This is a genomic window from Lonsdalea quercina, from assembly GCF_900107885.1.
Lineage (GTDB): Bacteria > Pseudomonadota > Gammaproteobacteria > Enterobacterales > Enterobacteriaceae > Lonsdalea > Lonsdalea quercina.
Window position 1 is genome coordinate 1 of record NZ_FNQS01000006.1, and the last position, 25,965, is coordinate 25,965.

Annotated in this window: 25 protein-coding genes; 17 read left to right on the forward strand and 8 right to left on the reverse strand. The window is 54.8% G+C overall.

Annotated features, from left to right (window positions below; translation table 11 throughout):
• Window positions 1-464: 464 nt before the first annotated feature.
• From rbsR to BLU64_RS09480, 7 genes are all read right to left on the reverse strand, one after another.
• Window positions 465-1,478, reverse strand: coding sequence for a ribose operon transcriptional repressor RbsR (gene rbsR, locus BLU64_RS09450; protein WP_026743742.1), 1,014 nt, complete (start codon window positions 1,476-1,478; stop codon window positions 465-467).
• A 3-nt stretch (window positions 1,479-1,481) separates the two neighbouring features.
• Window positions 1,482-2,408, reverse strand: coding sequence for a ribokinase (gene rbsK, locus BLU64_RS09455; protein WP_074728490.1), 927 nt, complete (start codon window positions 2,406-2,408; stop codon window positions 1,482-1,484).
• A 64-nt stretch (window positions 2,409-2,472) separates the two neighbouring features.
• On the reverse strand, window positions 2,473-3,363 hold the full coding sequence (gene rbsB, locus BLU64_RS09460) for a ribose ABC transporter substrate-binding protein RbsB (RefSeq protein WP_026743744.1): 891 nt from the start codon (window positions 3,361-3,363) through the stop codon (window positions 2,473-2,475).
• Window positions 3,364-3,389: 26 nt separating this feature from the next.
• Window positions 3,390-4,358 carry a ribose ABC transporter permease gene (gene rbsC, locus BLU64_RS09465; RefSeq protein WP_026743745.1) on the reverse strand — a complete coding sequence of 323 codons (969 nt, stop codon included), beginning with the start codon at window positions 4,356-4,358 and terminating at the stop codon, window positions 3,390-3,392.
• Window positions 4,359-4,365: 7 nt separating this feature from the next.
• Window positions 4,366-5,874, reverse strand: coding sequence for a ribose ABC transporter ATP-binding protein RbsA (gene rbsA / locus BLU64_RS09470; protein ID WP_026743746.1), 1,509 nt, complete (start codon window positions 5,872-5,874; stop codon window positions 4,366-4,368).
• Between the two features lie 7 nt (window positions 5,875-5,881).
• Window positions 5,882-6,301: a D-ribose pyranase gene (gene rbsD / locus BLU64_RS09475; protein WP_026743747.1), complete on the reverse strand. Its 420-nt coding sequence runs from the start codon at window positions 6,299-6,301 to the stop codon at window positions 5,882-5,884.
• Between the two features lie 212 nt (window positions 6,302-6,513).
• Complete coding sequence (locus tag BLU64_RS09480) at window positions 6,514-6,915, reverse strand: YgiW/YdeI family stress tolerance OB fold protein (RefSeq protein ID WP_026743748.1); 402 nt, start codon at window positions 6,913-6,915, stop codon at window positions 6,514-6,516.
• Window positions 6,916-7,134: 219 nt separating this feature from the next.
• Between BLU64_RS09480 and qseB the strand changes: the two genes are divergently transcribed.
• Window positions 7,135-7,797 (forward strand): quorum sensing response regulator transcription factor QseB, encoded by a 663-nt coding sequence (gene qseB / locus BLU64_RS09485; RefSeq protein ID WP_074728492.1) that lies wholly within the window; start codon window positions 7,135-7,137, stop codon window positions 7,795-7,797.
• Window positions 7,794-9,164 carry a quorum sensing histidine kinase QseC gene (gene qseC, locus BLU64_RS09490; protein WP_074728494.1) on the forward strand — a complete coding sequence of 457 codons (1,371 nt, stop codon included), beginning with the start codon at window positions 7,794-7,796 and terminating at the stop codon, window positions 9,162-9,164. Before qseB ends, qseC begins: the two co-directional genes overlap by 4 nt.
• Here qseC and kup read toward each other — a convergent pair.
• Window positions 9,161-11,029 (reverse strand): low affinity potassium transporter Kup, encoded by a 1,869-nt coding sequence (gene kup, locus BLU64_RS09495; protein WP_074728496.1) that lies wholly within the window; start codon window positions 11,027-11,029, stop codon window positions 9,161-9,163. The two genes, qseC and kup, sit on opposite strands and share 4 nt — an antisense overlap.
• 233 nt (window positions 11,030-11,262) lie before the next feature.
• Between kup and ravA the strand changes: the two genes are divergently transcribed.
• From ravA to BLU64_RS09575, 15 genes are all read left to right on the forward strand, one after another.
• Window positions 11,263-12,759: an ATPase RavA gene (gene ravA / locus BLU64_RS09500; RefSeq protein ID WP_074728498.1), complete on the forward strand. Its 1,497-nt coding sequence runs from the start codon at window positions 11,263-11,265 to the stop codon at window positions 12,757-12,759.
• 6 nt (window positions 12,760-12,765) lie between these two features.
• Entirely contained in the window at window positions 12,766-14,238 is a 1,473-nt protein-coding gene (viaA, locus tag BLU64_RS09505) for an ATPase RavA stimulator ViaA (RefSeq protein ID WP_074728499.1), read from the forward strand.
• A gap of 97 nt (window positions 14,239-14,335) precedes the next feature.
• Complete coding sequence (gene asnC / locus BLU64_RS09510) at window positions 14,336-14,797, forward strand: transcriptional regulator AsnC (protein ID WP_026743754.1); 462 nt, start codon at window positions 14,336-14,338, stop codon at window positions 14,795-14,797.
• A 91-nt stretch (window positions 14,798-14,888) separates the two neighbouring features.
• Window positions 14,889-15,332: an FMN-binding protein MioC gene (gene mioC / locus BLU64_RS09515; RefSeq protein WP_074728501.1), complete on the forward strand. Its 444-nt coding sequence runs from the start codon at window positions 14,889-14,891 to the stop codon at window positions 15,330-15,332.
• A 377-nt stretch (window positions 15,333-15,709) separates the two neighbouring features.
• Window positions 15,710-17,599, forward strand: a complete 1,890-nt coding sequence (gene mnmG / locus BLU64_RS09525) for a tRNA uridine-5-carboxymethylaminomethyl(34) synthesis enzyme MnmG (RefSeq protein ID WP_074728503.1) — start codon at window positions 15,710-15,712, stop codon at window positions 17,597-17,599.
• An 81-nt stretch (window positions 17,600-17,680) separates the two neighbouring features.
• Window positions 17,681-18,295 carry a 16S rRNA (guanine(527)-N(7))-methyltransferase RsmG gene (rsmG, locus tag BLU64_RS09530; RefSeq protein WP_074728667.1) on the forward strand — a complete coding sequence of 205 codons (615 nt, stop codon included), beginning with the start codon at window positions 17,681-17,683 and terminating at the stop codon, window positions 18,293-18,295.
• Between the two features lie 638 nt (window positions 18,296-18,933).
• Complete coding sequence (gene atpI, locus BLU64_RS09535; RefSeq protein WP_026743758.1) at window positions 18,934-19,317, forward strand: F0F1 ATP synthase subunit I; 384 nt, start codon at window positions 18,934-18,936, stop codon at window positions 19,315-19,317.
• A 23-nt stretch (window positions 19,318-19,340) separates the two neighbouring features.
• Window positions 19,341-20,144: a F0F1 ATP synthase subunit A gene (gene atpB / locus BLU64_RS09540; RefSeq protein WP_026743759.1), complete on the forward strand. Its 804-nt coding sequence runs from the start codon at window positions 19,341-19,343 to the stop codon at window positions 20,142-20,144.
• 49 nt (window positions 20,145-20,193) lie between these two features.
• Window positions 20,194-20,433 (forward strand): F0F1 ATP synthase subunit C, encoded by a 240-nt coding sequence (gene atpE / locus BLU64_RS09545; RefSeq protein WP_005976545.1) that lies wholly within the window; start codon window positions 20,194-20,196, stop codon window positions 20,431-20,433.
• A 63-nt stretch (window positions 20,434-20,496) separates the two neighbouring features.
• Window positions 20,497-20,967, forward strand: coding sequence for a F0F1 ATP synthase subunit B (gene atpF, locus BLU64_RS09550; RefSeq protein WP_074728505.1), 471 nt, complete (start codon window positions 20,497-20,499; stop codon window positions 20,965-20,967).
• A 14-nt stretch (window positions 20,968-20,981) separates the two neighbouring features.
• The gene (gene atpH / locus BLU64_RS09555) at window positions 20,982-21,515 is read left to right on the forward strand and encodes a F0F1 ATP synthase subunit delta (RefSeq protein WP_026743761.1); all 534 of its coding nucleotides are present in this window, start codon (window positions 20,982-20,984) and stop codon (window positions 21,513-21,515) included.
• A 12-nt stretch (window positions 21,516-21,527) separates the two neighbouring features.
• Window positions 21,528-23,069, forward strand: coding sequence for a F0F1 ATP synthase subunit alpha (gene atpA / locus BLU64_RS09560; protein ID WP_026743762.1), 1,542 nt, complete (start codon window positions 21,528-21,530; stop codon window positions 23,067-23,069).
• Window positions 23,070-23,122: 53 nt separating this feature from the next.
• Window positions 23,123-23,986 carry a F0F1 ATP synthase subunit gamma gene (atpG, locus tag BLU64_RS09565; RefSeq protein WP_026743763.1) on the forward strand — a complete coding sequence of 288 codons (864 nt, stop codon included), beginning with the start codon at window positions 23,123-23,125 and terminating at the stop codon, window positions 23,984-23,986.
• Between the two features lie 46 nt (window positions 23,987-24,032).
• Window positions 24,033-25,415: a F0F1 ATP synthase subunit beta gene (gene atpD / locus BLU64_RS09570; RefSeq protein ID WP_026738604.1), complete on the forward strand. Its 1,383-nt coding sequence runs from the start codon at window positions 24,033-24,035 to the stop codon at window positions 25,413-25,415.
• A 29-nt stretch (window positions 25,416-25,444) separates the two neighbouring features.
• Complete coding sequence (locus BLU64_RS09575) at window positions 25,445-25,858, forward strand: F0F1 ATP synthase subunit epsilon (protein ID WP_026738603.1); 414 nt, start codon at window positions 25,445-25,447, stop codon at window positions 25,856-25,858.
• Window positions 25,859-25,965: the final 107 nt, after the last annotated feature.

A 25,965-nucleotide genomic window follows, 5' to 3' on the forward strand; every position in this document is an offset into this window, starting at 1 on the left:
GCCTGCCGCCAGCGTTCAATCTGAGCCATGATCAAACTCTTCAATTAAAAGCTTGATTTGCTAAGTTAATAGCGATGCTCAAAGAATTTACTGTTCATTCGTAATGAATTAACTGTTGTTCACTCTTCAAGACTTTTTCGTATCTGATTGCGATAGTGTCTTGTGAGTGCCCACACAGATTGTCTGATTAAATTGTTAAAGAGCGTTTCGTTGCCGCCGTGGCGACTAACGTGAGGCCGCGTATACTACGCTTGCCTCATTCAGAGTCAACGACTTTCTTCGTTTTTCTCCGACTGTCACCGCGTCGCGTTGTCCGCTTTGCCGTGTCAGTGGGAGCGCATTATAGGGAGTTATTTCGGGCTGACAAGCGTTAATATGAAAAATATTATCGAGTGGATTTTTTTTACCCAAAGCGGATGTAAAAACCGCGATTTACCGCCATATCGTCTATAAATCACGCACCGTCAGCAACGATGACGATATGTCCCTACCGACTCCCGGACTGCCAGCTCCGGCGTCAACGTCAAAACATTCGGCGGAGAGTCCGGATCCGTCATTCGATACAGCAGTGTATCGATAGCGAGTTCACCCAATTCATCCTTAGGCTGATGAATCGTGGTCAACGGAGGAGAGAGATAGCGCGCCAGTTCTATATCGTCGTACCCCATCACAGCCATATCCTCGGGAATGGACAACCCGGCCTGATGCAACGCACGGTAAACGCCCACCGCCATTGCATCGTTACAGGCAAAAACGGCTTCCGGTGGTTGATCTAACGTTAGCAACTGCTGCATTGCGCGATAACCGGAGTCAAATTCGAAATCACCGGAGACCTCATAGAAAGGAAAACGAGGCAATCCCGCATCGTCCATCGCTTTCCGGTAACCCTCCAGACGATTATGCGCCGTGGTTTTATCCAGCGGCCCCGTGATACAGGCAATACGGCGATATCCTTGCGCTATCAGGTACTGTACTGCGATCTCACTGCCCTGCAGCGAATTGTCTTTAATGACTCCGCCGCACCCTTCGAAAGGCGCCCAGTCCATCATGACCGTCGGCATTGTAGGGTATCGGCTCATCATGTCCGGAGAGAGGGGGCAGCTCTCCGAGCACATCAACAGCAGACCATCCACCCGTTTTTGCAACAGCGTCTCCAGACTGCGGCTCATACGCTCGGAGTCGCCTTCCGTATTACACAGGATCAGGCTGTAGCCTCGCTCATAGCAGCTGCGTTCCACCCCGCGCACAACCTCTGCATAAAAGGGGTTGCTGCTCGCCGTCAACAGCATACCGATGGTGCGGGTTTGATTGATTTTAAGACTGCGGGCCAGCGCGGACGGCGCATAGTTCAACTGCTTAACCGCCAGCAAGACTTTCCCGCGCACGGCTTCGCTGACAAAACGGTCGCCATTGATAACGTGAGACACCGTTGACGTGGATACGCCCGCCACTCTGGCGACATCTTTCATCGTTGCCAAGAATTACTCCTGTTCCTGCAAAAAAGCCTCAACTTCATTACGCCACGGTACTGACGGCTGACCCCCACGTCGCGTTACTGCGATCGCAGCAGCAGCATGAGCGAAACGAACGGCTTCCAGCATCGACTTTTCCTCCAATAGCGCCGTCAGCAACGCGCCGTTAAAGGTGTCCCCTGCGGCAATGGTATCGACAGCCTCTACCTGAAAGCCCGGGATCAGCCGTCCGCGCCCCTGTTCGCTCACCCATGCGCCGCGACGTCCCAACGTAATAATGACGCTGCTCACGCCTTTGTCATGCAACACTTGAGCGGCGTGTCGGGCATCGTGCTCCGTTTCAACACAGATACCGGTGAGATGCTGCGCCTCGGTTTCGTTGGGCGTCATTATATCCACCTGCGTCAGGAGTTCGTCCGGCAGCGAACGCGCAGGCGCGGGGTTGAGGATGACGCGGGTGCCGTGTCGCCGCGCTAACGCCGCAGCGGCCATCACGGTTTCCAACGGTGATTCCAATTGCATCAACAGCGCGGACGCCTCAGCAATTTTCTGCTGAAACCGCGCCATCACACTTGGGCTTAAGGCCGCGTTCGCCCCCGAGTGAATGGCAATCATATTTTCAGCATCATCGTTGACCCAAATCAGCGCCACGCCGGTCGTCTGGCCGGGAACCGCTTCCACGGCGGAAATGTCGACGCGGTCTTCCGCCAGCTGCTGGCGAATACGTTGACCGATATCGTCGGCCCCCACGCAGGCGATAAAAGCGATATCCGCCCCACAGCGCCCGGCCGCGACGGCCTGATTAGCCCCTTTGCCGCCGAAAGCCACGTGATAATGCTTACCGATCACCGTTTCACCAGGCAAAGGAAACTGCGTCAGATTGAGAATATGATCCGCATTGATGCTGCCCAGCACCACCAGTTTTCCGGCTTTCATAACACGCTCTCCGAATGAAAACGCCGCGTAAGCCGCGACGTATCGTCAATACATCCCTTTGACGTTAGGGTTTGGTCGTTAATTTCAAATCGACGGGGATCACCGCAGGCACTTGTTCACCTTTCAGGACTTTATCCGCCGTCTGAACGCCGATGATACCAATCTGATCCGGTCGCTGAGCCACCGTGGCGGCCAGCTTGCCACCGTTCACCGCTTTTATCCCGTCCTCGGTGCCATCAAATCCCACGACCAGCACATCATCCCTGCCCGCCGTCTGCAAGGCGCGCAGCGCGCCCAGCGCCATTTCATCATTTTGTGCGAATACCGCTTTCACCGTCGGATGCGCCGTCAGCAGATTTTGCATGACATTTAACCCCTTAGTGCGGTCAAAGTCCGCTGGCTGGCTGGCCAAAATGTCAAACTGGTGTCGCTTCGCCGAGGTCATGAAACCGCGACCGCGCTCGCGGGCCGCCGAGGTTCCCGCCAGCCCTTCCAACTGGATGACCTTCGCCCCCTCACCCAGCTTATCGGAGATAAAGTCTGCCGCGGCGGCTCCGCCTGCGGCATTGTCCGACGCCACGTGGCTGACGACCTGACCGCTGCTGGAAACGCGATCCAGCGTAATCACCGGGATGTTGGCCTGATTGGCCATCTTGATGGCATTTCCCACGGCATCAGAGTCCGTGGGGTTAATCAACAACAACCGGGCGCCGCGAACGGTCAGGTCCTGCACGTTCGATAGCTCTTTCGCTGGATTATTCTGCGAATCCAGCACCACCAGGTTGTAGCCCTGCTTATCCGCCTCCTTCTGGACGCCATCCTTTAGTGAAACAAAGAAGGGATTGTTTAAGGTCGACACCACCAGCGCGATGGTCTCTTTGGCCGCCGCCTGCGTGGCAAGCGTTGCGCTTAAGGCAACGGCGGTCATCAACGTCACAAGCATTTTAATTTTCATCTTGATGATTCCTATATAGATGACGGTTATTTACTGCTTTTGTTGTCTACCAGAACCGCCAGCAGAATCACGGCCGCTTTGACGATCATTTGGTAGTAAGACGACACGCCCAGCAGATTCAGCCCATTGTTCAAGAACCCCAGAATCAATGCACCGATCAGCGTCCCCATGACTCGCCCTTTGCCACCGGCCAGGCTGGTGCCGCCCAGAACAACGGCGGCGATCGCATCCAGTTCATAGCCCGATCCCGCCGTAGGCTGCGCGGACGACAGACGCGCGACTTCGATAATGCCCGCCAGCGCCGACAGCAGACCGCACACCGCGTATACCGCAATTTTGACCTTATCCACGCTGATGCCGGAGAGACGCGTCGCCGCCTCATTGCCGCCCAGTGCATAGATGTAGCGTCCGAAACGGGTATGATGAAGGACATACCACGCCGCCAGAAACACGCCTGCCATCAGCCAGATAGGCGTAGGCACGCCCAGCGGACGCCCGATGCCGAACCAACCCAACACGTCCGCCGACGCTGAAAACCCGGCGTTGATCGGGCTGCCGTTGGTATAAACCAGGGTGACGCCACGCAACAGCAACATCATGACCAACGTCGCGATAAAAGCCTGTACGCGACCTTTAGCAACAATAAAGCCAGTGCCAGCGCCGATCGCCGCCCCCAACCCCAGCGCGACGAACACCGCCACCAGCGCATTGACCTCCATTCCCACCAGCGACGCCGCCACCGCGCCGGTCAACGCCAGCAGCGACCCGACGGACAAATCAATGCCCGAAGAGAGGATCACCAGCGTCATTCCCACCGCCATAATGGCGTTCACCGACGTCTGCTGGAGAATATTGAACAGATTGTTCAAAGTGAAAAAGTTGGGGCTTAGCGCCGACACCACAGCAATGAGGATCAGCAGCGCGATCAGCGACTTTTGTTCCAGCAGCCACGCTTTGCCGAACCGGCGCTTTGCGATGATAGTGTGAGTGCTCATATCGGCCTTACTCCTGCTCTATGCGGTAGTGTTGTTTTCCGACGGCGGCCGCCATCAGCGCTTCCTGCGTCGCTTCATCGCGGGAGAACTCGCCGCTCAGCCGCCCTTCGTGCATCACGATGATACGATCGCTCATCCCCAGAACTTCGGGCATTTCGGACGACACCAAAATGATGCTCAGCCCTTCTTGCTTGAACTGGTTAATCAACTGGTAGATTTCTTTTTTGGCGCCGACGTCCACGCCGCGCGTCGGCTCATCGAGGATCAGGACCTTCGGCCGCGTCATCAGTCCGCGCGCTATCGCCACTTTTTGCTGATTGCCGCCGGAGAGCAATCCGATAGGCTGCTCCATCGATGGGGTTCGGATATGAAACAGGCGGATAAAGTCGCTCACGGCCTGCGCTTCTTCACCGTGTTTCAGCGTTCCGCCGGTATGGCTGAAATAACGCAGCGCCGTCAGAGACATGTTTTCCTTTACCGACATACCGAGCACCAGACCGTCGCGCTTGCGATCCTCGGAAATATAGACGATGCCGTTCGCCAAACCGTCCTGCGGTGAGTGAGTCACCACGTCCCGCCCCTCCAGCGTCAGCGTGCCGCCGGTGCGGGGAAGGGCGCCGTAGAGGATTTTCATCAACTCTGTGCGTCCCGCGCCCATCAGGCCGGAAACACCGAGAATTTCGCCTCTGTGCAAGGTAAAGCTGACCGGCAGTACGCCCGGCCCGGAGACCCGATCGACGTTCATCCGGATCGCGCCCGGCGCCTGAGCCAGGCGGGGATATTGATCTTCCAGCTTGCGGCCCACCATCATCTCGATCAGCCGCTCTTCCTGCAGATCGCCCACGGGCAGCTCACTGATGAATTGCCCGTCACGCATCACCGTTACGTCATCGCAGACCTCGAAGATCTCCTTGAGGCGATGAGAGATGTAAACCAGCCCACAGCCCTGCGCTGTCAACTCGCCGATGACGCTGAATAAGGAGGCGGTTTCGGTATCGGTTAACGCATCCGTGGGTTCATCCATCACGATAACCCGGGATTTGAAGCTGAGCACCTTGGCGATTTCCACCATTTGCTGGTCGCCGATAGACAGCTCTCCCACCGGACGACGGCTGTCATAACGCAGATTCAAACGCTGCAACAGGCGATCCGCTTCGGCATACATTCGCTTCCAGTCGATGCGGCCCAGCGGCGTCGTGAATTCACGCCCCAGGAAGATGTTTTCCGCGATGGTGAGCTGCGGGATCAAATTCAGTTCCTGATGGATGATGCCAATCCCCGCTTCCTGCGACGCTTTAGGCCCGCTGAAGGCCACCTCTTCGCCGAGGAAACACACGCTCCCGGCGTCTTTGCGGTATATCCCGGTCAACACCTTCATCAGCGTGGACTTACCCGCGCCGTTCTCGCCCACCAGCGCCATGACTTTGCCCGGATAAACGTTCAGTCCCGCGCCAGACAGCGCTTTAACGCCCGGAAAAGATTTGGTGATGCCGTGCAGTTGCAGTAAAGGTTGCATAGCGGCCTCAGAAAGTGACGCCCGCGCGCAGGATGACGTTCGCATAAGGGGAGCACTCCCCGCTGCGGATCACGGCCCGGCTTTGAGCGCTTTGCTGTTTGAATGCGTCATGGGTGACGTAATGAAGCGAAATCGTATTGCCTTGACGTTGTTCAAGCTGGAGTAAATGCTGCAATAGCGCATCGTGAATACGAGGATTGTTCTCGATGATCTCTTTGGCCAGAATGGCCGCTTCCACCTGCATTTCTTCAGTCACGGCCGCCACGACCTGCATAAACTCGGGCACGTTGTGGGTGAGCGCCAGATCGATGCGGAGAATCTTCTCCGCCACCGGCAGTCCGGCATCCGCGATCGCGATGCTGTCGGTATGACCCAGACGAGCTATCACCTCAGAAATCGCGGTATTCAGCAACACACCTTTTTTCATCATTCCCCCTCAGCGAAACGTTTCGCTTGCCCGGATAATGAGCAAACGGGGCTGGGAAGACAATCATGATGTAACCAAAATGTGATCGCTATCGAAACGTTTCGCTCACACCATAAAAACAGCGGAGAGACCGTAAGAAAGGTGGAGGAAAGTGAAAGGATGCGAAGAGGGGCGGGGTAACCCGCCCGGAAAGGAGAGGTGTTCGAGACGTGTCAGTTCTGGATTTTCTTCACCTGTTTGACATCCAGCTCTGCCGAATTGAAGCCTTTATCCATCTCGCCTTGCAGCTCCACCTTGTCGGTCGGCGTCACGTTCTGGCCGTTCCAGTATTTGTCGTCGATCTCGACCGTTATCGTGCCGGTTTCGTCGCGGAACTGATAATCCTCGCTGCCGACGCGGCGTTCAATATGGCCGCGCACCGTCACCCAACTGTCGTCTTTCAGCTCTTTGGCTTTCGCTACCGTCGTCACGCTACCGTCGGGACCGGAAAACCCGCCGGCGGAATGTGCCGGGGATGAGGAGGCATTAGGTTCCACAAATCCGCCGGTCTGAGCGGCAAAAGCCGGGGCGGCGCACAGTGCGGTGATAGCGAATAACGCTGCTGTTTTTTTCATATAAAGACTCCTTATTAATATTTGATTGCCGTAGGGTAAAACTGCGTTTCATTTGCCTTACAGCGCCACTTAAACAAAATCTTCTTAACAGGATCTTAAGGATAGCCAATCATCCGTTATCTTTATCCATACGGTGGTCTGCGCCACATTTCCGAACCTTTGGGCTGTTCTGTCAGTACCGTCCCCCGATAACATCCCCCCAACGCAAGGTGGAAAAAAATGAGAATACTGCTGATAGAAGATGACCGGCTGATAGGCGACGGCATCAAAGCCGGATTGACCAAACTGGGGTTTAGCGTCGACTGGTTCGTGCAAGGCGAACAGGGTATGCAGGCGCTGCACGCCGCCCCTTACGACGCGGTGGTGCTGGACCTGAGCCTGCCCGAAATCGATGGTCTGGTCATTCTGCGACGCTGGCGGCAGGCCGGGGAGACAATCCCCGTACTGATTCTGACCGCGCGCGACGCGCTGGAAAATCGGGTTCAGGGATTGCAGGAGGGCGCAGACGACTACCTGTGCAAACCGTTCGCCCTCACCGAAGTGGCCGCTCGGCTACAGGCGCTGATCCGCCGCCGTCACGGCGAGCTGCGGCCAAAGCTCGTCTACGATAACGTGGCGTTAGAGCCGGGAACGCGCGCCGTCACCGTCGACGGTCGGCCGGTCGAGCTGAAGTCGCGCGAACTGGCGCTGCTGGAGCTGTTCATGATGAACGCAGGTCGGATCCTGACGCGCGCTCAGTTGGAGGAAAAGCTGTACGGCTGGGACGATGACGTCTCCAGCAACGCCGTGGAAGTCCACATTCATCATCTGCGCAAAAAACTGGGCAGCCATGTCATTCGAACCGTCCACGGCGTGGGTTACCGACTGGGAGAGGCCCCATGAGCCGTTTGAATCTGCGCCTGCGTCTGCTGCTGGGATTTATGCTGCTAACGCTGCTGTGCTGGGGCGCAGCCGCCATACTGGCCTGGCAACAGACTCGGCATAACATCAACGAGCTGTTCGATACCCAGCAACTCCTGTTCGCCAAACGGCTGGCCACCCTCACGCCGCAGGATCTCCAACCTCAGGCGCTACCGGCCGCCCGGCAAATCACGAAAAAGGCGCGAGGCGAACAGGATGAGGATGCGCTGGCCTTCGCCATTTTCCGGACCGACGGACAGCGGGTACTGAGTGATGACGATAACGGCAAACGGTTTCTGTTCTCGGACTATCGACACGATGGCTTCACCACCGGCCAATTGCACGACGACGATGATCTCTGGCGGCTGGTCTGGCTGACCATGCCGGATAAACGCTATGTGGTGGCCGTCGGGCAGGAGGTGGAATATCGTCACGATATGGCGCTCGATATCGTAAAAACCAATCTCACGCCCTGGCTGGCCGCCCTGCCAGTGATGCTGATCCTGCTGTTCCTGCTGGTCACCTATGAGCTGCGGCCGCTGACGCCTATCGCGCGCCAGCTCGGACAGCGCCGTCCCGACGACGACTCGCCCATCAGTGCGCAGAGAGTTCCGCCAGAGGTGCGCCCGCTGGTAGATGCGCTGAACGGCCTGTTCGCCCGCATCAACGCCATGCTGACGCGGGAGCGTCGTTTCACCTCCGATGCCGCCCATGAACTGCGCAGCCCGTTAGCCGCGCTGAAGGTGCAGGCCGAAGTGGTCCAGTTGGCTCATGACGATGACGCGATGCGTCGACGCGCGCTCGGTCAGTTGGACGCGGGCATCGACCGGGCGGCCCGGTTGGTCGATCAGTTGCTGACCCTTTCTCGTCTCGACGTCGACGACAATCCTGCCTCTTCGGAAACGGTGCATTGGCAGCCGCTGCTTCAGCAGGCCGTCGCCGATCAGACCGAGGAAGCCCGGCGTCAGGGCATGATGCTGAAGCTCACTATGCCGGAAACGCCCGTAGAAACGGCGGGCAATGCGTTGTTGTTGACGCTGCTGGTGCGCAATTTGCTGGATAATGCCCTTCGTTATGGCAGTAACGGCACAGGCGGCGTCGTGCGCATCATGTTAACGAGGGAGGGTTTGGAAGTGGCCGACGAAGGGCCGGGCGTACATGAGGAGATTTTGCAGCGATTGGGCGAACGCTTCTTTCGTCCGCCCGGTCAGGAAGCTTCGGGAAGCGGACTGGGCCTGTCGATAGTGAACCGGATCGCCCACCTGCATGGTATGACGACACGGTTCGCTAATCTGCCGGGCGGCGGATTCTCCGCCCAGCTGACCTGGCCACTAACCCGAGGTCACTAGATTTCCACCTGGATACCAAGCTCAATCAGCCGGTTAGGCGGTATTTCGAACTGGTCTGCAGCTCTCAGCGCGTTGCGGCTCAGCATCATGAACAGCTTGCCGCGACCGCGCATATACCAAGGCCGTTTTCCCATAATCAGCGATTCGTTAGACATGAAGAAAGTGGTTTCCAGCATCTGACAGGTCAGGCCGTCCTGCCAGCAGCGGTGGAAGACCTCTTCCACATTAGGCGTTTCCCGCCACCCATAGCTGGCGATAACGCGCCAGAAGGACGGAGAAAGCTGTTCGACCGTTACCCGGCGAGCGTTATGCACGTACGGCGCATCTTCGGTCCTCATCGTCAGCAGAACCACGCGTTCATGCAACACCTTGTTATGTTTCAAGTTATGCAGCAACGCAAAGGGGATGACGTGCGTGGCGCGGGAAAAATAAACCGCCGTGCCCGGCACCCGTACCGGCGGGTTTTTCTCCAGTGAAGCAATCATCGCCTCCAGCGAGTTGCCGTGTTCATTTAACCGCCTCATCAACCGGAAACGCTCACTCTTCCAGGTGGTCATGATGATGAACATCACCATGCCCAGCGCCAGAGGCAACCAGCCGCCAGAGAAAATTTTCACGGCGTTGGCCAGGAACATCGGCACATCGATCATCAGCAGTAACGCCAACATCAGATAGACCACATAGCGATACCAGTGCCAGTTTTTGACCGCGACGATACACACCAGAATACTGGTCAGCACCATCGTGCCAGTCACCGCAATCCCATACGCCGCAGCCAATCGGCTCGAGTGTTCGAAGCTGACGATCACTAACACGACCGCCACATACAGCAGCCAGTTGATCACCGGAATATAGATTTGCCCGGACTCCATATCGGAGGTGTGCACAATCTTCATCGGCGGCAAATAACCGAGACGAACCGCCTGACGGGTAAGGGAGAAAACGCCAGAGATGACCGCCTGCGAGGCGATGATGGTCGCTAAGGCGGCCAGTACCAACAGCGGGATCAGCGCCCAGTCAGGGGCCAGCAGGAAGAAGGGGTTTTTAATGGCTTCGGGATCTTTCAGCAGCAGCGCGCCCTGACCGAAATAGTTAAGTATCAATGATGGCAGCACCACCAGGAACCAGGCGATACGAATAGGGAGTTTGCCGAAGTGGCCCATATCGGCATATAAGGCTTCCACCCCGGTGATGGCCAGCACCACGGCGCCCAGCGCGAAGAACGACACCATCTTATATTTGACGAAGAAATTCACGGCCCACATCGGGTTTAGCGCCTGCAAGACCTGCGGATTATCGATCACGCTGCGCGCGCCGAGAATGCCGAGCGTCAGGAACCATACCAGCATCACCGGCGCAAACAGACTCCCCACGCGTCCAGTACCGTGTTTTTGGATCATGAACAGCAGCGTCAGAACGGCGATGGAAACGGGGACAATATAAGATTCTAATGAGGGCGCGACGATATCCAACCCCTCTATCGCCGACATCACTGAGATAGCCGGTGTTATGACGACTTCGCCGTAGAAAAAGCTGCCGCCGATCAACCCCATAATAACGACTATCGCCGTGACCCGGTCCGTGGTGTTGCGCCCGGCCAGAGACATCAACGTCAATATGCCCCCTTCCCCGGCGTTGTCCGCCCGCATGACGTAACTCAGGTATTTCATTGAAACGACGAGTATCAACAACCAGAAAATCAGCGACAGAAACCCGTAGACAGAATCTGATCCCACCCCGAAACCGAACTGCCCGGACAAACATTCCCTGAGCGTATAGAGAGGACTAGTACCGATATCGCCGTATACTACCCCTATAGCTGCCAGCGTAATTGCTGGCAATGGACGTTTATGTTCTGAATTCATAAAGCCTATCTTCTATAGTCCATTAACACATAGAACCACCCGTTCGTTGAGCGGCCCCAAAAACGCTCAGTATGCACAAATCACGCTAAAAGCCCATTTTTAAAACCCGCCTTACCGTTTCGTTTACGGGACAATTATTGATTAACGCGGCTAACAATGCCCATAATCAGCTAATAATTCTCCTGCCAGACTGGTAATCTCAAACCGTGATTGACGGCAATGATGGATAAATAATGATACAACCCACCGCGCTGGCTGACCGAATCGCCCGCCTGAGCCAAGCCCTCGAACACGGTCTGTATGAAAGACAACATGCCATACGCTTATGCCTGCTGGCCGCGCTCAGCGGAGAAAGCGTCTTTTTACTTGGTCCGCCGGGGATTGCGAAAAGCCTTATCGCCCGCCGTCTGAAATATGCGTTCAGGGACTCCCGGGCTTTCGAATATCTGATGACGCGTTTTTCCACGCCGGAAGAAGTCTTCGGACCGTTGTCTATCCAGGCGCTGAAAGACGAAGGACGCTACGAGCGTCTGACCTCAGGCTACCTGCCGGAAGCGGAAATCGTTTTTCTGGATGAGATATGGAAGGCGGGTCCGGCAATACTGAATACCCTGCTGACCGCCATCAACGAACGACGTTTTCGCAATGGCGACAGCGAAGAGCCTATTCCCATGCGCCTGCTGGTCACCGCCTCTAACGAACTGCCAGAAGCCGACAGCAGTCTGGAAGCGCTATACGACCGTATGTTGATCCGCCTGTGGCTCGGCCGCGTGCAGGATAAACAGAACTTCCGGGCCATGCTGACCACCAGCAACGGGGAACGCGAGAATCCGGTCAGCGACGCCTTGAGCATCAGCGGCGAAGAGTATGTGAAGTGGCAATCACTTATTAATCAGATAACGTTGCCGGATGCGTGCTTCGATTTAATTTTCCAACTACGCCAGCTGCTGGACTCGCAGGAAAACGCGCCCTACGTCTCCGATCGCCGGTGGAAAAAAGCTATTCGTCTGCTTCAGGCCAGCGCCTTCTTCAGCGGGCGGGACAACATCACGCCGGTGGATATCATCCTGCTCAAAGATTGCCTGTGGCACGACAATACCTCGTACGATCTGGTGAAACAGCTGATGATTCAACTGATGACCGAGCATGCCTACCAGCAGCAGACGCTGCTTTACCGACTCCAGCAGCTCAATCTCGAACGGCAGCAGTATGAACAGCAACAGAGTGAGCTTCAGGCCTTTCGGGTGGAAAAACAGGGGAATTTCTTCGCTCGCAAGCCGCATTACACGCTGCCTGAAACCCTCGCCGACGAGACACTGACGCTGGTGCTGCGAACCCCGCTGGTGCTGAATGACCGAACGGTCACCCATCTGGTCTTCGAGACCAAGGCTTTGTCGCACTGGCTGAATGCCGGAGGAGAGATTCGCGCCAAACTCAATGGGCTTGGATTCGGGCAGCGTATTGATATGAAAGTGGACGACGCCCAGCATCTGGTGGTCCATGACATCAGCCTCCAGAGCACCACGCTTTCATTGCCGGACAAAAACAACATCAAGCTGCCCGAGTCTTTGGTACAGCAGTACGACACGCTAAAACTTCAGCTCAAGGAACAGCAGCGCCGCTTCTCGCAGCATCAGCCTTGTCTGTTCGTCCCTAAAGAGTGGTTCGCAAGGATTGAAGAAAGCCTGCGGCTGGTCGATGAACAGATAGAACAGTCTCGACAGGAGTAATCCCCAATGCTGACGCTGGAATCGCTGGAACTCCTGCTTTCAATCGATGAAAACCATCTCCTGGACGATATGCTCGTCACGCTGCTGTCGACGCCGCAACTGGCGATGTTCTTCGAAAAGCACCCGCGACTAAAATCCGCCGTCATGAACGATCTCCCCAGGTGGAAAACGCTGTTGCAGCAGCGGCTCCATACCACCGCGGCCCCGGAAGAACTCGAAAAGGAAGTGGAAGGCTACCAACGGGCGCTGGCCACCAGTCGCCATACTTTGCCATCCCGCCTGCCGGAGCTGATGACCCTGCTGAAAGAAGTCAATTCGCCGTTTCTGGCTCAGGCGGACAAACTACGCCACTCGCCGGATGCCGCCGACCATGAGATGAGCGCGGGATTACACACGTTATTTATCCAGCGCTGGCGCGCCAGCCTGACACAGCAGACGCTGGAACTGCATCATCGAATCGTCGATCAGGAGCGGGATACGCTTTTGGAGGAGTTACAGCAGCGTCTCACCGTCACCGAATCACTGATTCCGGTGCTGGCGGAAAACGACACCGCCGCCGGCCGTCTATGGGATCTCAGCGTTGGAAAGCGCCTGACCCCGGCTCTGCAACCGCTGCTCGCCACCAGCGCCTTCTTGCAGCAACAGCCCGAGCTTCAGCAATTGGCGGAACGCCTGGGCCGCAGCAATGCAACCAAAACGGTACTCAGCCAGACGACGCCGCTCGAACCGTTCAAGGTGAGGATTCGCGAGCCGTCCTTGACGCCGGAACAGGTCAGCGGCATCCACCAGAGTGACGATATTCTGCGGCTGATCCCGACTGAACTGTCGACGCTTGGCGTCGACGAACTGGAGTACGAGTTTTATCGCCGCCTGGCGGAACACCGACTGCTCACTTACCGGTTGCAGGGCGAAGGCTGGCGCGAAAAGATTCAGGAGCGTCCAGTCGTTCATCAAAATCAGGAGCAGCAGCCGCGCGGCCCCTTCATCGTCTGCGTGGATACCTCCGGCTCGATGGGCGGTTTCAATGAACGCTGCGCCAAAGCCTTCTGTCTGGCGTTGATGCGTATCGCGCTGGAAGATAACCGCCGCTGCTACATCATTCTGTTCTCGACGGGCGTCGTGAGCTACGAGCTGACGTCCGCCAACGGTCTGGATGAAGCGATTCGTTTTCTTAATCAGTCGTTCCGCGGCGGTACGGACATGGCGGACTGCATCGCCGCCCTGCTAGATATCATGGCCAGTCGGCAATGGCAGGATGCGGATGCCGTCATGATCTCGGACTTTATCGCCCAGCGTCTTCCCGAGCCGTTGATCACGGAAGTCCGTCGGCGCCAGCGTCAGTATCATCATCGTTTTCATGCGGTGGCGATGTCCGATCACGGGAAACCGGGCATCTTAACTATTTTCGACCATATCTGGCGCTTCAATACCGGTCTGAAAAGCCGTTTGCAACGTCGCCTGCATCATACGAAAAACTGAACACCCGCTCGGTTTTTTCCGACTCCTCCGTGATAGACGTTGCTTCAATCCAGCATTCGCAGTAAAACGCAGAAACAGACAACAATAGAGACGAGATATGGCCGACACCTATTCAATGGACGAACTCGACCGCAGTATCCTCAGCGCGCTAATGGAAAATGCGCGTACGCCCTATGCGGAGCTTGCCAAGCAGTTCGCTGTCAGCCCCGGCACCATCCACGTTCGGGTAGAAAAAATGAAGCAGGCGGGCATCATTGTCGGCACGCGTCTGGACGTAAATCCCAAGCAGCTGGGTTACGACGTATGCTGTTTTATCGGCATTATCTTGAAGAGCGCCAAAGATTACCCCGCCGCGCTCGAAAAGCTGAATAACCTGGAAGAAGTGGTGGAAGCCTATTACACCACTGGGCACTACAGCGTGTTCATCAAGGTGATGTGCCGCTCTATCGACGCATTGCAGGATGTACTTATCAACAAGATCCAAACCATTGATGAAATTCAGTCCACGGAGACCTTGATCTCCCTGCAAAACCCCATCATGCGGACCATCACGCCCTAACCCTTTTTTACTATCCCCCTATTATCCACAGGTAGATCCCACCAAAATCACAGCGTACAATGTCCCGTCTTTTCATCCGACGGGATCGTGTATGACCCATATCACTCTTATTAGCGGTAGCACGCTTGGCAGCGCGGAGTACGTCGCAGAGCATTTGGAAACCCTGCTGCAACAGGCTGACTTTTCCACCACGCTGTTGCATGGCCCAGAACTCAGTGAAGTGCCTACGGAAGGGTTATGGCTGGTGATCACCTCTACGCACGGCGCTGGCGACCTGCCTGACAACCTGAAAACGTTGTTTGAAGAAATAGAAGTGAATAAACCCGACCTCTCGGAGATCGGGTTTGGCGCTATCGGGATCGGCAGTAAAGAGTACGACACATACTGCGGCGCGATCCTGACCGCTGACCGCGTTTTGCAGGATCGTGGCGCGAAAAGGATCGGTGAAATCCTCAAGATCGACATCACCGAACACGAAATACCGGAAGATCCGGCGGAAGAATGGCTGGGATCGTGGATTAATTTACTCAGATAATGCCTTTTTTTACACCTTTACCTGTGGATAAAACACGTTATATCACGGGTAAAACCGGTAGTTATCCCAGTAACAACTACTGTTTGTTTTCTGACCTGTGCATAAAGTCCCATTCAGATCCCAGCTTATACGGAGTGGGATCACCGATCTTTCACAGCTAATGATCCCGCTTAATCGCATGATCATTCTCGCTTATTTAGGGTTATCCACAGATATGGTCGATCCTAATAAGAGATCTAATAAAGAGATCTTTAAATAAAAAGATCTTTCTTTAATTACCTGACGATCAACCGCGCTTGGTCGTTCGAACAAACTTGAGTAGAATCCCCCACCCCAGGGCCGTAACGATCGTTCGCAACCACGCGAGGTGCAGTACCATGTTTTATCCAGATCCTTTTGACGTCATTGTGATCGGCGGAGGTCACGCCGGCACAGAAGCCGCGATGGCTTCTGCTCGAATGGGACGTCAAACCCTTTTACTGACGCATAACATTGATACGTTAGGACAAATGTCATGCAATCCAGCCATCGGCGGGATCGGAAAAGGTCATCTGGTCAAAGAGATCGACGCCATGGGCGGCCTGATGGCCAGCGCTATCGACCAGGCGGGTATTCAGTTTAGGATACTAAACATCAGCAAAGGGCCTGCGGTGCGAGCGACTCGTGCTCAGGCAGACCGCGTCCTGTATCGGCAAGCGGTAAGAACGGCGTTGGAGAATCAGGAAAACCTGACGATCTTCCAGCAGGCCGTTGACGATCTCATCGTGGAGAACGATCGCGTGGTGGGTGTCGTGACCCAGATGGGGCTGAAATTCCGCGCCAAATCCGTCGTCCTGACCGTCGGAACTTTCCTTGACGGTAAAATTCATATCGGAATGGATAACTATAGCGGTGGCCGAGCGGGCGATCCGCCATCCATACCGCTCGCCAAACGTCTGCGGGAGTTGCCGCTTCGTGTCGGTCGGCTGAAAACCGGGACGCCGCCGCGTATCGACGCACGCACTATCGACTTCAGCGTTTTGGGTCAACAGCATGGCGATACGCCGATGCCGGTCTTCTCCTTCATGGGAAAGGCCAGTCAGCATCCGGCGCAGATGCCGTGCTACATCACGCACACCAACGAACGTACGCATGAAGTGATCCGCAACAATCTGGATCGCAGCCCAATGTACGCTGGCGTTATCGAAGGCATTGGTCCTCGCTACTGTCCGTCGATCGAAGACAAAGTCATGCGCTTTGCTGACCGCAATGCTCACCAGATTTTCCTGGAGCCGGAAGGGCTGACCAGTAACGAGATTTACCCGAACGGCATTTCCACCAGCCTTCCTTTCGACGTGCAATGGCAGATTGTTCGCTCGATGGCCGGGTTGGAAAACGCACGCATCATTCGTCCGGGCTATGCGATCGAATATGACTTTTTCGATCCGCGCGATCTCAAACCGACGCTGGAAAACAAATTTATCCACGGCTTGTTCTTCGCCGGTCAAATCAATGGCACCACCGGTTACGAAGAAGCCGCCGCTCAGGGTATGTTGGCGGGGCTAAACGCCGCACGACTGGCCTTCGAGCAGGAAGGGTGGACGCCTCGTCGCGATCAGGCCTATATCGGCGTGCTGGTGGACGATCTCTGCACGCTGGGCACGAAAGAGCCATACCGCATGTTCACTTCACGAGCGGAGTATCGTCTGATGCTGCGTGAAGACAACGCAGACCTGCGTTTGACCGAGCAAGGTCGACAGCTGGGCATGGTGGACGATATGCGCTGGGCGCACTTCAACGAGAAGCTGGAGAGCATCGAAAAAGAGCGTCAGCGTCTGCGCGATGTTTTCGTCCACCCACATTCTGAGCAGGTCGCCCAGATCAACACGCTGCTGAAGGCGCCGCTGTCGCGTGAAGCCAACGGCGAAGATCTGTTGCGTCGCCCTGAAATCGACTACGCGCTGCTGACCCAGCTGCCGATGTTCGCTCCGGCGCTGGCCGATGCCAAAGCGGCTGAACAGGTCGAGATTCAGGTCAAATACGAAGGTTATATCGCCCGTCAGCTGGAAGAGATCGAAAAACAGCTGCGTAATGAAAATACGGTGCTGCCGGCTGAGCTGGACTATCGTCAGGTCAGCGGCCTCTCGAACGAAGTGGTCGCCAAGCTCAACGATCACAAGCCTGGCTCCATCGGCCAGGCGTCTCGTATCTCTGGCGTCACGCCTGCCGCCATCTCCATTTTGCTGGTGTGGCTGAAGAAACAAGGGATGCTGCGTCGCAGCGCCTAAAAGAGCGCGGCCGACCGCATGACGTCGGCCGCGCTTCATCATGTCTATCAAGCTAACAGAACGAAAAACCAGGATTTTTGCGTGCTTACGAAATTAAACCACCTGTTGGACAGCGCTGGCATAACGTTGACCGATCGCCAGAAAACGCAGCTGATCCAGTATGTCGAACTGCTGAATAAGTGGAACAAGGCCTACAATTTGACTTCGGTGCGCGACACCGACCAAATGCTGGTGCGCCACATCATGGATAGCTTGGTGGTAGAACCCCATCTGGAAGGGCAACGGTTCATAGATGTCGGCACTGGCCCCGGCCTGCCTGGCATTCCGTTGGCCATCGTCCGTCCTGATTCCCATTTCGTTCTGTTAGACAGTTTGGGTAAGCGCGTACGCTTTCTGCGTCAGGTGCAGCATGAGCTACAGTTGGAAAACATCGAACCGGTACAGAGCCGCGTAGAGGACTTCCCCGCGGAGCCTGCTTTTGACGGCGTCATTAGCCGCGCCTTCGCTTCGCTGCAGGATATGGTGAAATGGTGTCACCATCTTCCCGCGCGTCCTCAGGGGCGTTTTTACGCCCTTAAAGGCGTGCTTCCCGATGATGAGCTGCATGCGCTGCCGGAGGGCGTTTCTGCCGAGTCGATCGTCAAATTGAGCGTCCCCGAGCAAGAAGGGGAGCGTCATCTGGTGATATTGCGTTAGCTTTAATGTTGTTTTTTATCAAATAAGCACGAAGTAATTGCACTTTTCACACGATAGTCAGGGCCGTGCGCGTGATAAATTAGCGGCCTCAGTAATTTTTAATGTGATGTTACACAGCGGTGTCTTTGATGCATTTTGACGGGAAAGTGGCTGTGTTTTTTTTAAACAGTCGAGCAATTTCGGTGCCGTTTTAAGTGACGGATATGTGTTAATGATGTGAGATAAAATTATCCGGAATGTCAATAACCGGTTTTCGCTGTGGTTTTGTTATGTTTGCTGAGTGTTGGTTTTTAACTATTTGAAATTAAATAAATAAAAATAGCTATTTTTGCTAAAGACAAAAAAAAAGCCGATCGTATATAAAACCCTGTAGCGCGTTTTATGTGAGTAATATCACACAATGTAGCCGATTTAGTGCTGGTTTTATTAAAGCGGTGTTAACAGCATAGTTAGTAAAAATAAGGCTTCTGAAATAAATTTAAATAATCGTTCACCTTTTGGCTACTTATTGATTGAATTCGCTTGGCTGAAACGTATAATTTGCTCGTTTTTTGCTGCTTGACTCGATGCTCTAAAGGCAGTTTTATACGACTTTGTTCAGCATACCTCTGAAAAAAGGTACGGGGAGAGCAAGCGTCATGTCTGTACCCCTTTACAATGGGAAAGTCGCGTTGCATTCGTTGCTGATACAATGCGTGGCGATGATAACGTTGAGCGCTATTTTCGCCACGGTCAGCCAGAAAGCGGCGGTTTCCGCATTAGGCGGGGGATTGGCAGCCTGGTTGCCGAATATGGTGTTTATGCTGTTTGCCTTACGGCAGAACGTGCAGACACCGTCAGCAGGACGCATTGCCTGGTCATTTGCTGTGGGCGAGGCGCTGAAAATGCTCTTCACCATGGCATTGTTGGTGGTGGCGTTAGGCGGGTTACATGCGGCGTTCCTTCCGCTTGGCCTGACATACTTGTCGGTGTTGGTTATCCAAATCGTGGCACCCGCTGTCATTAACCGTTACCGTAGTTAACAACAAAAAGGGTAAGGGACATCATGTCTGCTTCAGGAGAAATCTCTACTCCGCAAGAGTATATCGGCCATCATCTGACGCATTTACAGGTGGGTTCGGGCTTCTGGGCGATCAACATCGATTCGATGTTTTTCTCAGTCGCTCTCGGTATACTCTTTCTGGTCATCTTTCGTTCAGTCGCTAAAAACGCAACCAGTGGCGTGCCTGGCAAGCTGCAGACAGCAGTTGAGCTGGTCGTCGGTTTCGTGGATAGCAGCGTGCGTGATATGTATCACGGCAAGAGCAAATTGATTGCTCCTTTGGCGCTGACCATTTTCGTCTGGGTTTTCCTGATGAACTTTATGGACCTGCTGCCGATCGATTTGCTGCCGCAAATTTGGGCGAAGATTTATAGCGTCGCCGGGCACGATCCGGCCCATGCTTATTTGCGCGTGGTACCTTCTGCCGACGTGAACATTACGCTTTCGATGGCGTTAGGCGTTTTCATTCTGATTCTGTTCTACAGCATCAAAATGAAAGGCATAGGCGGCTTTGTCAAAGAGCTGACTCTACAGCCGTTTAATCATCCTGTCTTTATCCCTATCAACCTGATTCTTGAAGGTGTCAGCCTGCTGTCCAAACCCGTTTCACTGGGATTGCGACTGTTTGGCAACATGTATGCGGGTGAGTTGATTTTCATCCTGATTGCCGGCTTGTTGCCGTGGTGGTCTCAATGGTTGTTGAATGTCCCTTGGGCCATTTTCCACATCCTGATCATTACGCTTCAGGCTTTTATTTTCATGGTTCTGACGGTTGTTTATCTCTCGATGGCATCTGAAGAGCATTGATTTTCTTTCAACACAATAACGTTTTAACTGAAACAAACTGGAGACTGTCATGGAAAACCTGAGTGTGGATCTGCTGTACATGGCTGCCGCGTTGATGATGGGTTTGGCGGCTATCGGTGCTGCGATCGGTATCGGCATTCTGGGTGGTAAATTTTTGGAAGGCGCTGCACGTCAGCCCGATCTGATTCCTCTGCTGCGTACACAGTTCTTTATCGTAATGGGTCTGGTGGATGCAATCCCGATGATCGCTGTTGGTTTGGGTCTGTATGTGATGTTTGCGGTCGCCTAAGCAAGCTTGTGCTTGCCCGGTGATGGAACATCAACCATTTAACTTACGAAGAGGCATTGTGCTGTGAATATTAACGCTACAATCCTCGGCCAGGCCATTGCGTTTGTCCTGTTTGTCCTGTTCTGCATGAAGTTCATATGGCCGCCGATTATGGCTGCCATCGAGAAGCGTCAAAAAGAAATTGCTGACGGTCTGTCTTCTGCAGAACGCGCCAAGAACGATCTGAACCTAGCGCAGGCCAATGCGACCGATCAACTGAAGAAAGCTAAAGCGGATGCTCAGGTCATTATTGAGCAGGCGAATAAGCAGCGCGCTCAGATTCTGGAAGAAGCGAAAGTGGAAGCAGAAACGGAACGCAACAAAATTGTGGCGCAGGCCCAGGCTGAGATTGACGCTGAACGCAAGCGCGCTCGCGAAGAACTGCGTAAGCAGGTCGCTTCGCTGGCCATTGCGGGTGCCGAGAGAATCATTGAACGTTCCGTGGATGAAGCTGCCAACAGCGACATCGTCGATAAACTGGTCGCTGAACTGTAAGGAGGAAGGGGCTGATGTCTGAATTTGTCACGGTAGCTCGCCCCTACGCCAAAGCAGCTTTTGACTTTGCCGCAGAACATCAGGCGGTTGAACACTGGCAGTACATGCTGGCATTTGCTGCGGAAGTAAGCCGAGATGAACAGATCGCCGAACTGCTTTCCGGCGCTGTCGCGCCGCATACGCTGGCGAATACCTTCATTGAGGTCTGCGGTGATCAACTAGATGATGCGGGCCAGAACCTGATTAGGGTTATGGCCGAAAACGGGCGTTTACCGGTGCTTACTGAAGTACTGGAACAGTTTGTTCAACTTCGCGCGGCACAGGAATCGACAGTTGATGTCGATGTGATTTCTGCCGCGACGCTGAGCGAGCAGCAGCTATCCAAGATAGCGGTTGCAATGGAACAACGTCTGTCACGTAAAGTGAAGCTGAATTGCAAAATTGATAAGTCTGTTATGGCCGGCGTGATCATTCGCGCAGGCGATATGGTGATAGACGGCAGTATTCGTGGTCGTCTGGATCGTCTGGCAGACGTCTTGCAGTCTTAAGGGGACTGGAGCATGCAACTGAATTCCACCGAAATCAGTGAACTGATCAAGCAGCGGATTGCTCAGTTCAATGTTGTGAGCGAAGCTCATAACGAAGGTACTATCGTTTCCGTCAGTGACGGGATCATCCGCGTACACGGTCTGGCCGATGTGATGCAGGGGGAAATGATTTCCCTGCCCGGCAACCGTTATGCCATCGCCCTGAACCTGGAGCGCGACTCCGTAGGGGCTGTGGTTATGGGTCCTTATGCGGACCTGGCCGAAGGCATGAAAGTGAAATGTACCGGCCGTATTCTGGAAGTTCCGGTCGGCCGCGGCCTGCTGGGCCGAGTGGTTAACACTCTGGGTGCGCCTATCGACGGCAAAGGTCCGGTAGAGCACGACGGTTTCGCCGCAGTTGAGGCGATTGCGCCGGGCGTTATCGAACGTCAGTCTGTCGACCAGCCGGTTCAGACCGGTTACAAATCCGTCGATGCGATGATTCCGATCGGCCGGGGTCAGCGTGAGCTGATCATCGGCGACCGTCAGACGGGTAAAACCGCACTGGCCGTTGATGCCATCATCAACCAGCGTGATTCCGGCATCAAATGTATCTACGTCGCTATCGGTCAGAAAGCATCCACTATTTCCAACGTGGTGCGCAAACTGGAAGAGCACGGCGCGCTGGATAACACCATCGTGGTTGTGGCTACGGCTTCCGAATCTGCCGCTCTGCAGTACCTGGCGCCTTATGCCGGTTGCGCTATGGGAGAATATTTCCGTGACCGTGGTGAAGATGCGCTGATCATTTACGATGACCTGTCCAAACAGGCTGTCGCTTATCGTCAGATTTCTCTGCTGCTGCGCCGTCCGCCGGGCCGTGAAGCATTCCCGGGCGATGTGTTTTATCTGCACTCCCGCCTGCTGGAACGTGCTGCGCGCGTCAACGCCGAGTACGTAGAAAAATTCACCAACGGTGAAGTGAAGGACAAAACGGGTTCTCTGACGGCGCTGCCTATCATTGAAACCCAGGCTGGAGACGTTTCCGCGTTCGTACCGACCAACGTCATTTCCATTACCGATGGTCAGATCTTCCTGGAATCCACCCTGTTCAACGCCGGTATTCGTCCTGCGGTTAACCCGGGGATTTCCGTATCCCGTGTAGGTGGTGCGGCTCAGAGCAAGATCATGAAGAAACTGTCCGGTGGTATTCGTACCGCACTGGCACAGTATCGCGAACTGGCGGCGTTTTCTCAGTTTGCTTCCGATCTGGATGATGCAACGCGTAAGCAGCTGAACCACGGTCAGAAAGTCACTGAACTGCTGAAACAGAAACAGTATGCGCCGATGTCTATCGCGCAGCAGTCTCTGGTACTGTTCTCGGCAGAACGCGGTTACCTGGAAGACGTTGAGCTGTCTAAAGTGGGAAGTTTCGAAGCAGCGCTGCTGGCCTATGCCAGCCGTGAGCACGGCGAACTTCTGCAGCAGATCGACCAGACGGGTGCTTATAACGATGAAATCGAGGGGCAATTCAAAACTATCCTCGATACCTTTAAAGCAACCCAGTCCTGGTAATCGCCCGCGGTCTGCCTCACAGCAGACCGCTAGGCTATTGAGGAGAAGCTAAGATGGCCGGCGCAAAAGAGATACGTAGTAAGATCGGAAGCGTCCAGAATACGCAGAAGATCACTAAAGCGATGGAGATGGTCGCCGCTTCCAAAATGCGTAAATCGCAGGATCGTATGGTGGCCAGCCGTCCTTATGCTGAAACTATTCGCAAAGTGATTGGTCACCTTGCGTTAGGTAATTTGGAATATAGACATCCGTACCTGGAAGAGCGCGAAGTGAAGCGCGTCGGGTATTTTGTAGTGTCTACGGACCGTGGCCTGTGTGGTGGCTTGAATATTAACCTGTTCAAAAAGCTTCTGGCCGAGATGAAAGAGTGGGGCGACAAGGGCGTCGAAAGCGATCTGGCGCTGGTAGGGGCAAAAGGCGTCTCTTTCTTCAATTCCGTTGGCGGAAACATTGTCGCTCAGGTGACTGGAATGGGCGATACCCCCAGCCTATCTGAATTGATCGGATCGGTAAAAGTCATGCTGCAGGCCTATGACGAAGGTCGTCTGGACAGGCTGTATGTGGTGAGCAACAAGTTCATCAATACCATGTCTCAGGAGCCTCAGGTTGTTCAGCTTCTGCCTCTGCCCCCGGCGGAAGACAGCGCGCTGAAGAAGAAATCCTGGGATTACCTGTATGAGCCGGACCCTAAAGCACTGCTGGATACCCTGCTGCGCCGTTATGTGGAGTCTCAGGTTTATCAGGGCGTCGTAGAGAACCTGGCCAGCGAGCAGGCCGCGCGAATGGTTGCGATGAAGGCCGCCACCGATAACGGCGGCAATCTGATTAAAGAGCTGCAGTTGGTATACAACAAAGCTCGTCAGGCCAGCATCACTCAGGAACTCACCGAGATCGTCGGGGGAGCCTCCGCGGTTTAAGCAGGTTTACGAATTACGTATTGTCGAATTACGTAGAGGATTCAAGATGGCTACTGGAAAGATTATCCAGGTAATCGGCGCCGTGGTGGACGTCGAGTTCCCTCAGGATGCCGTACCGAAGGTGTACGATGCGCTTGAGGTTGAAAACGGTGCTGAAAAACTGGTGCTGGAAGTACAGCAGCAGTTAGGCGGCGGCGTTGTTCGTTGTATTGCAATGGGTTCTTCAGACGGTCTGCGTCGCGGCCTGGACGTTGCTAACCTCGGTCACCCTATCGAAGTGCCGGTAGGTAAAGCGACGCTGGGTCGTATCATGAACGTACTGGGCGAGCCAGTCGACATGAAGGGCGACATCGGCGAAGAAGAGCGTTGGGCTATCCACCGTGAAGCGCCGGTTTACGAAGATCTGTCCAACTCACAGGAACTGCTGGAAACGGGTATCAAGGTTATCGACCTGATGTGCCCATTCGCCAAAGGCGGTAAAGTCGGCCTGCTCGGCGGCGCGGGTGTGGGTAAGACCGTCAACATGATGGAACTGATCCGTAACATCGCTATCGAGCACTCCGGTTACTCCGTCTTTGCGGGCGTAGGGGAACGTACCCGTGAAGGTAATGACTTCTACCACGAAATGAGCGAATCCAACGTTTTGGATAAAGTATCGCTCGTGTATGGTCAGATGAACGAGCCGCCGGGTAACCGTCTGCGCGTAGCACTGACCGGCCTGACCATGGCGGAAAAATTCCGTGATGAAGGCCGCGACGTTCTGCTGTTCGTCGATAATATCTACCGTTATACGCTGGCCGGTACCGAAGTGTCCGCTCTGCTGGGACGTATGCCTTCCGCGGTGGGCTACCAGCCGACGCTGGCGGAAGAAATGGGTGTGTTGCAGGAACGTATCACTTCCACGAAAACCGGTTCCATCACATCCGTACAGGCCGTTTACGTCCCTGCGGATGACTTGACCGACCCGTCGCCAGCCACCACCTTTGCTCACTTGGATGCAACCGTGGTACTGAGCCGTCAGATCGCGTCTCTGGGGATCTACCCGGCCGTTGACCCGCTGGATTCCACCAGTCGTCAGTTGGATCCGCTGGTTGTGGGTCAGGAACACTATGATGTCGCTCGTGGCGTGCAGTCCATTCTGCAGCGTTACCAGGAACTGAAAGACATCATCGCGATTCTGGGTATGGACGAACTGTCTGAAGAAGACAAACTGGTTGTATCCCGAGCTCGTAAGATTCAGCGCTTCCTGTCTCAGCCATTCTTCGTGGCAGAAGTGTTTACGGGTTCTCCGGGTAAATTCGTTTCTCTGAAAGAGACCATCCGTGGCTTCAAAGGCATCATGGACGGCGAATACGACCACCTGCCGGAGCAGGCGTTCTACATGGTGGGTTCCATTGACGAAGCCGTGGAAAAAGCCAAGAAACTGTAACGCCTTGATAGGAGGGTGACATGGCTGCTATGACTTACCATCTGGATGTCGTGAGTGCGGAACAGGCAATGTTCGCCGGTCTGGTACAGAAAATTCAGGTGACCGGTAGCGAAGGCGAGCTGGGGATTTACCCTGGTCACGCCCCCCTGCTGACGGCCATTAAGCCTGGTATGGTGCGTATTGTTAAGCAACACGGTGATGAAGAGTTCATCTACCTGTCTGGTGGTACCCTTGAGGTACAGCCGAACGCGGTCACCGTTTTGGCTGATACCGCCATCCGTGGGCAGGATCTTGATGAAGCGCGGGCTTTGGAAGCGAAGCGCAAGGCTGAAGAACATATCCGCAGTTCACACGGTGACGTGGATTACGCTCAGGCCTCTGCTGAACTGAGCAAAGCCATTGCCAAACTGCGCGTTATCGAGCTGACCAGAAAATCGATGTAACAGAAACAATCTCCAAAAAGCCGGCCGGTGTTTACCTGCTGGCTTTTTTTATACCCGTGGCCCGGGCGATGTTTAAGGTGGTTAAGACTCAAAACCGTCGCTAAATG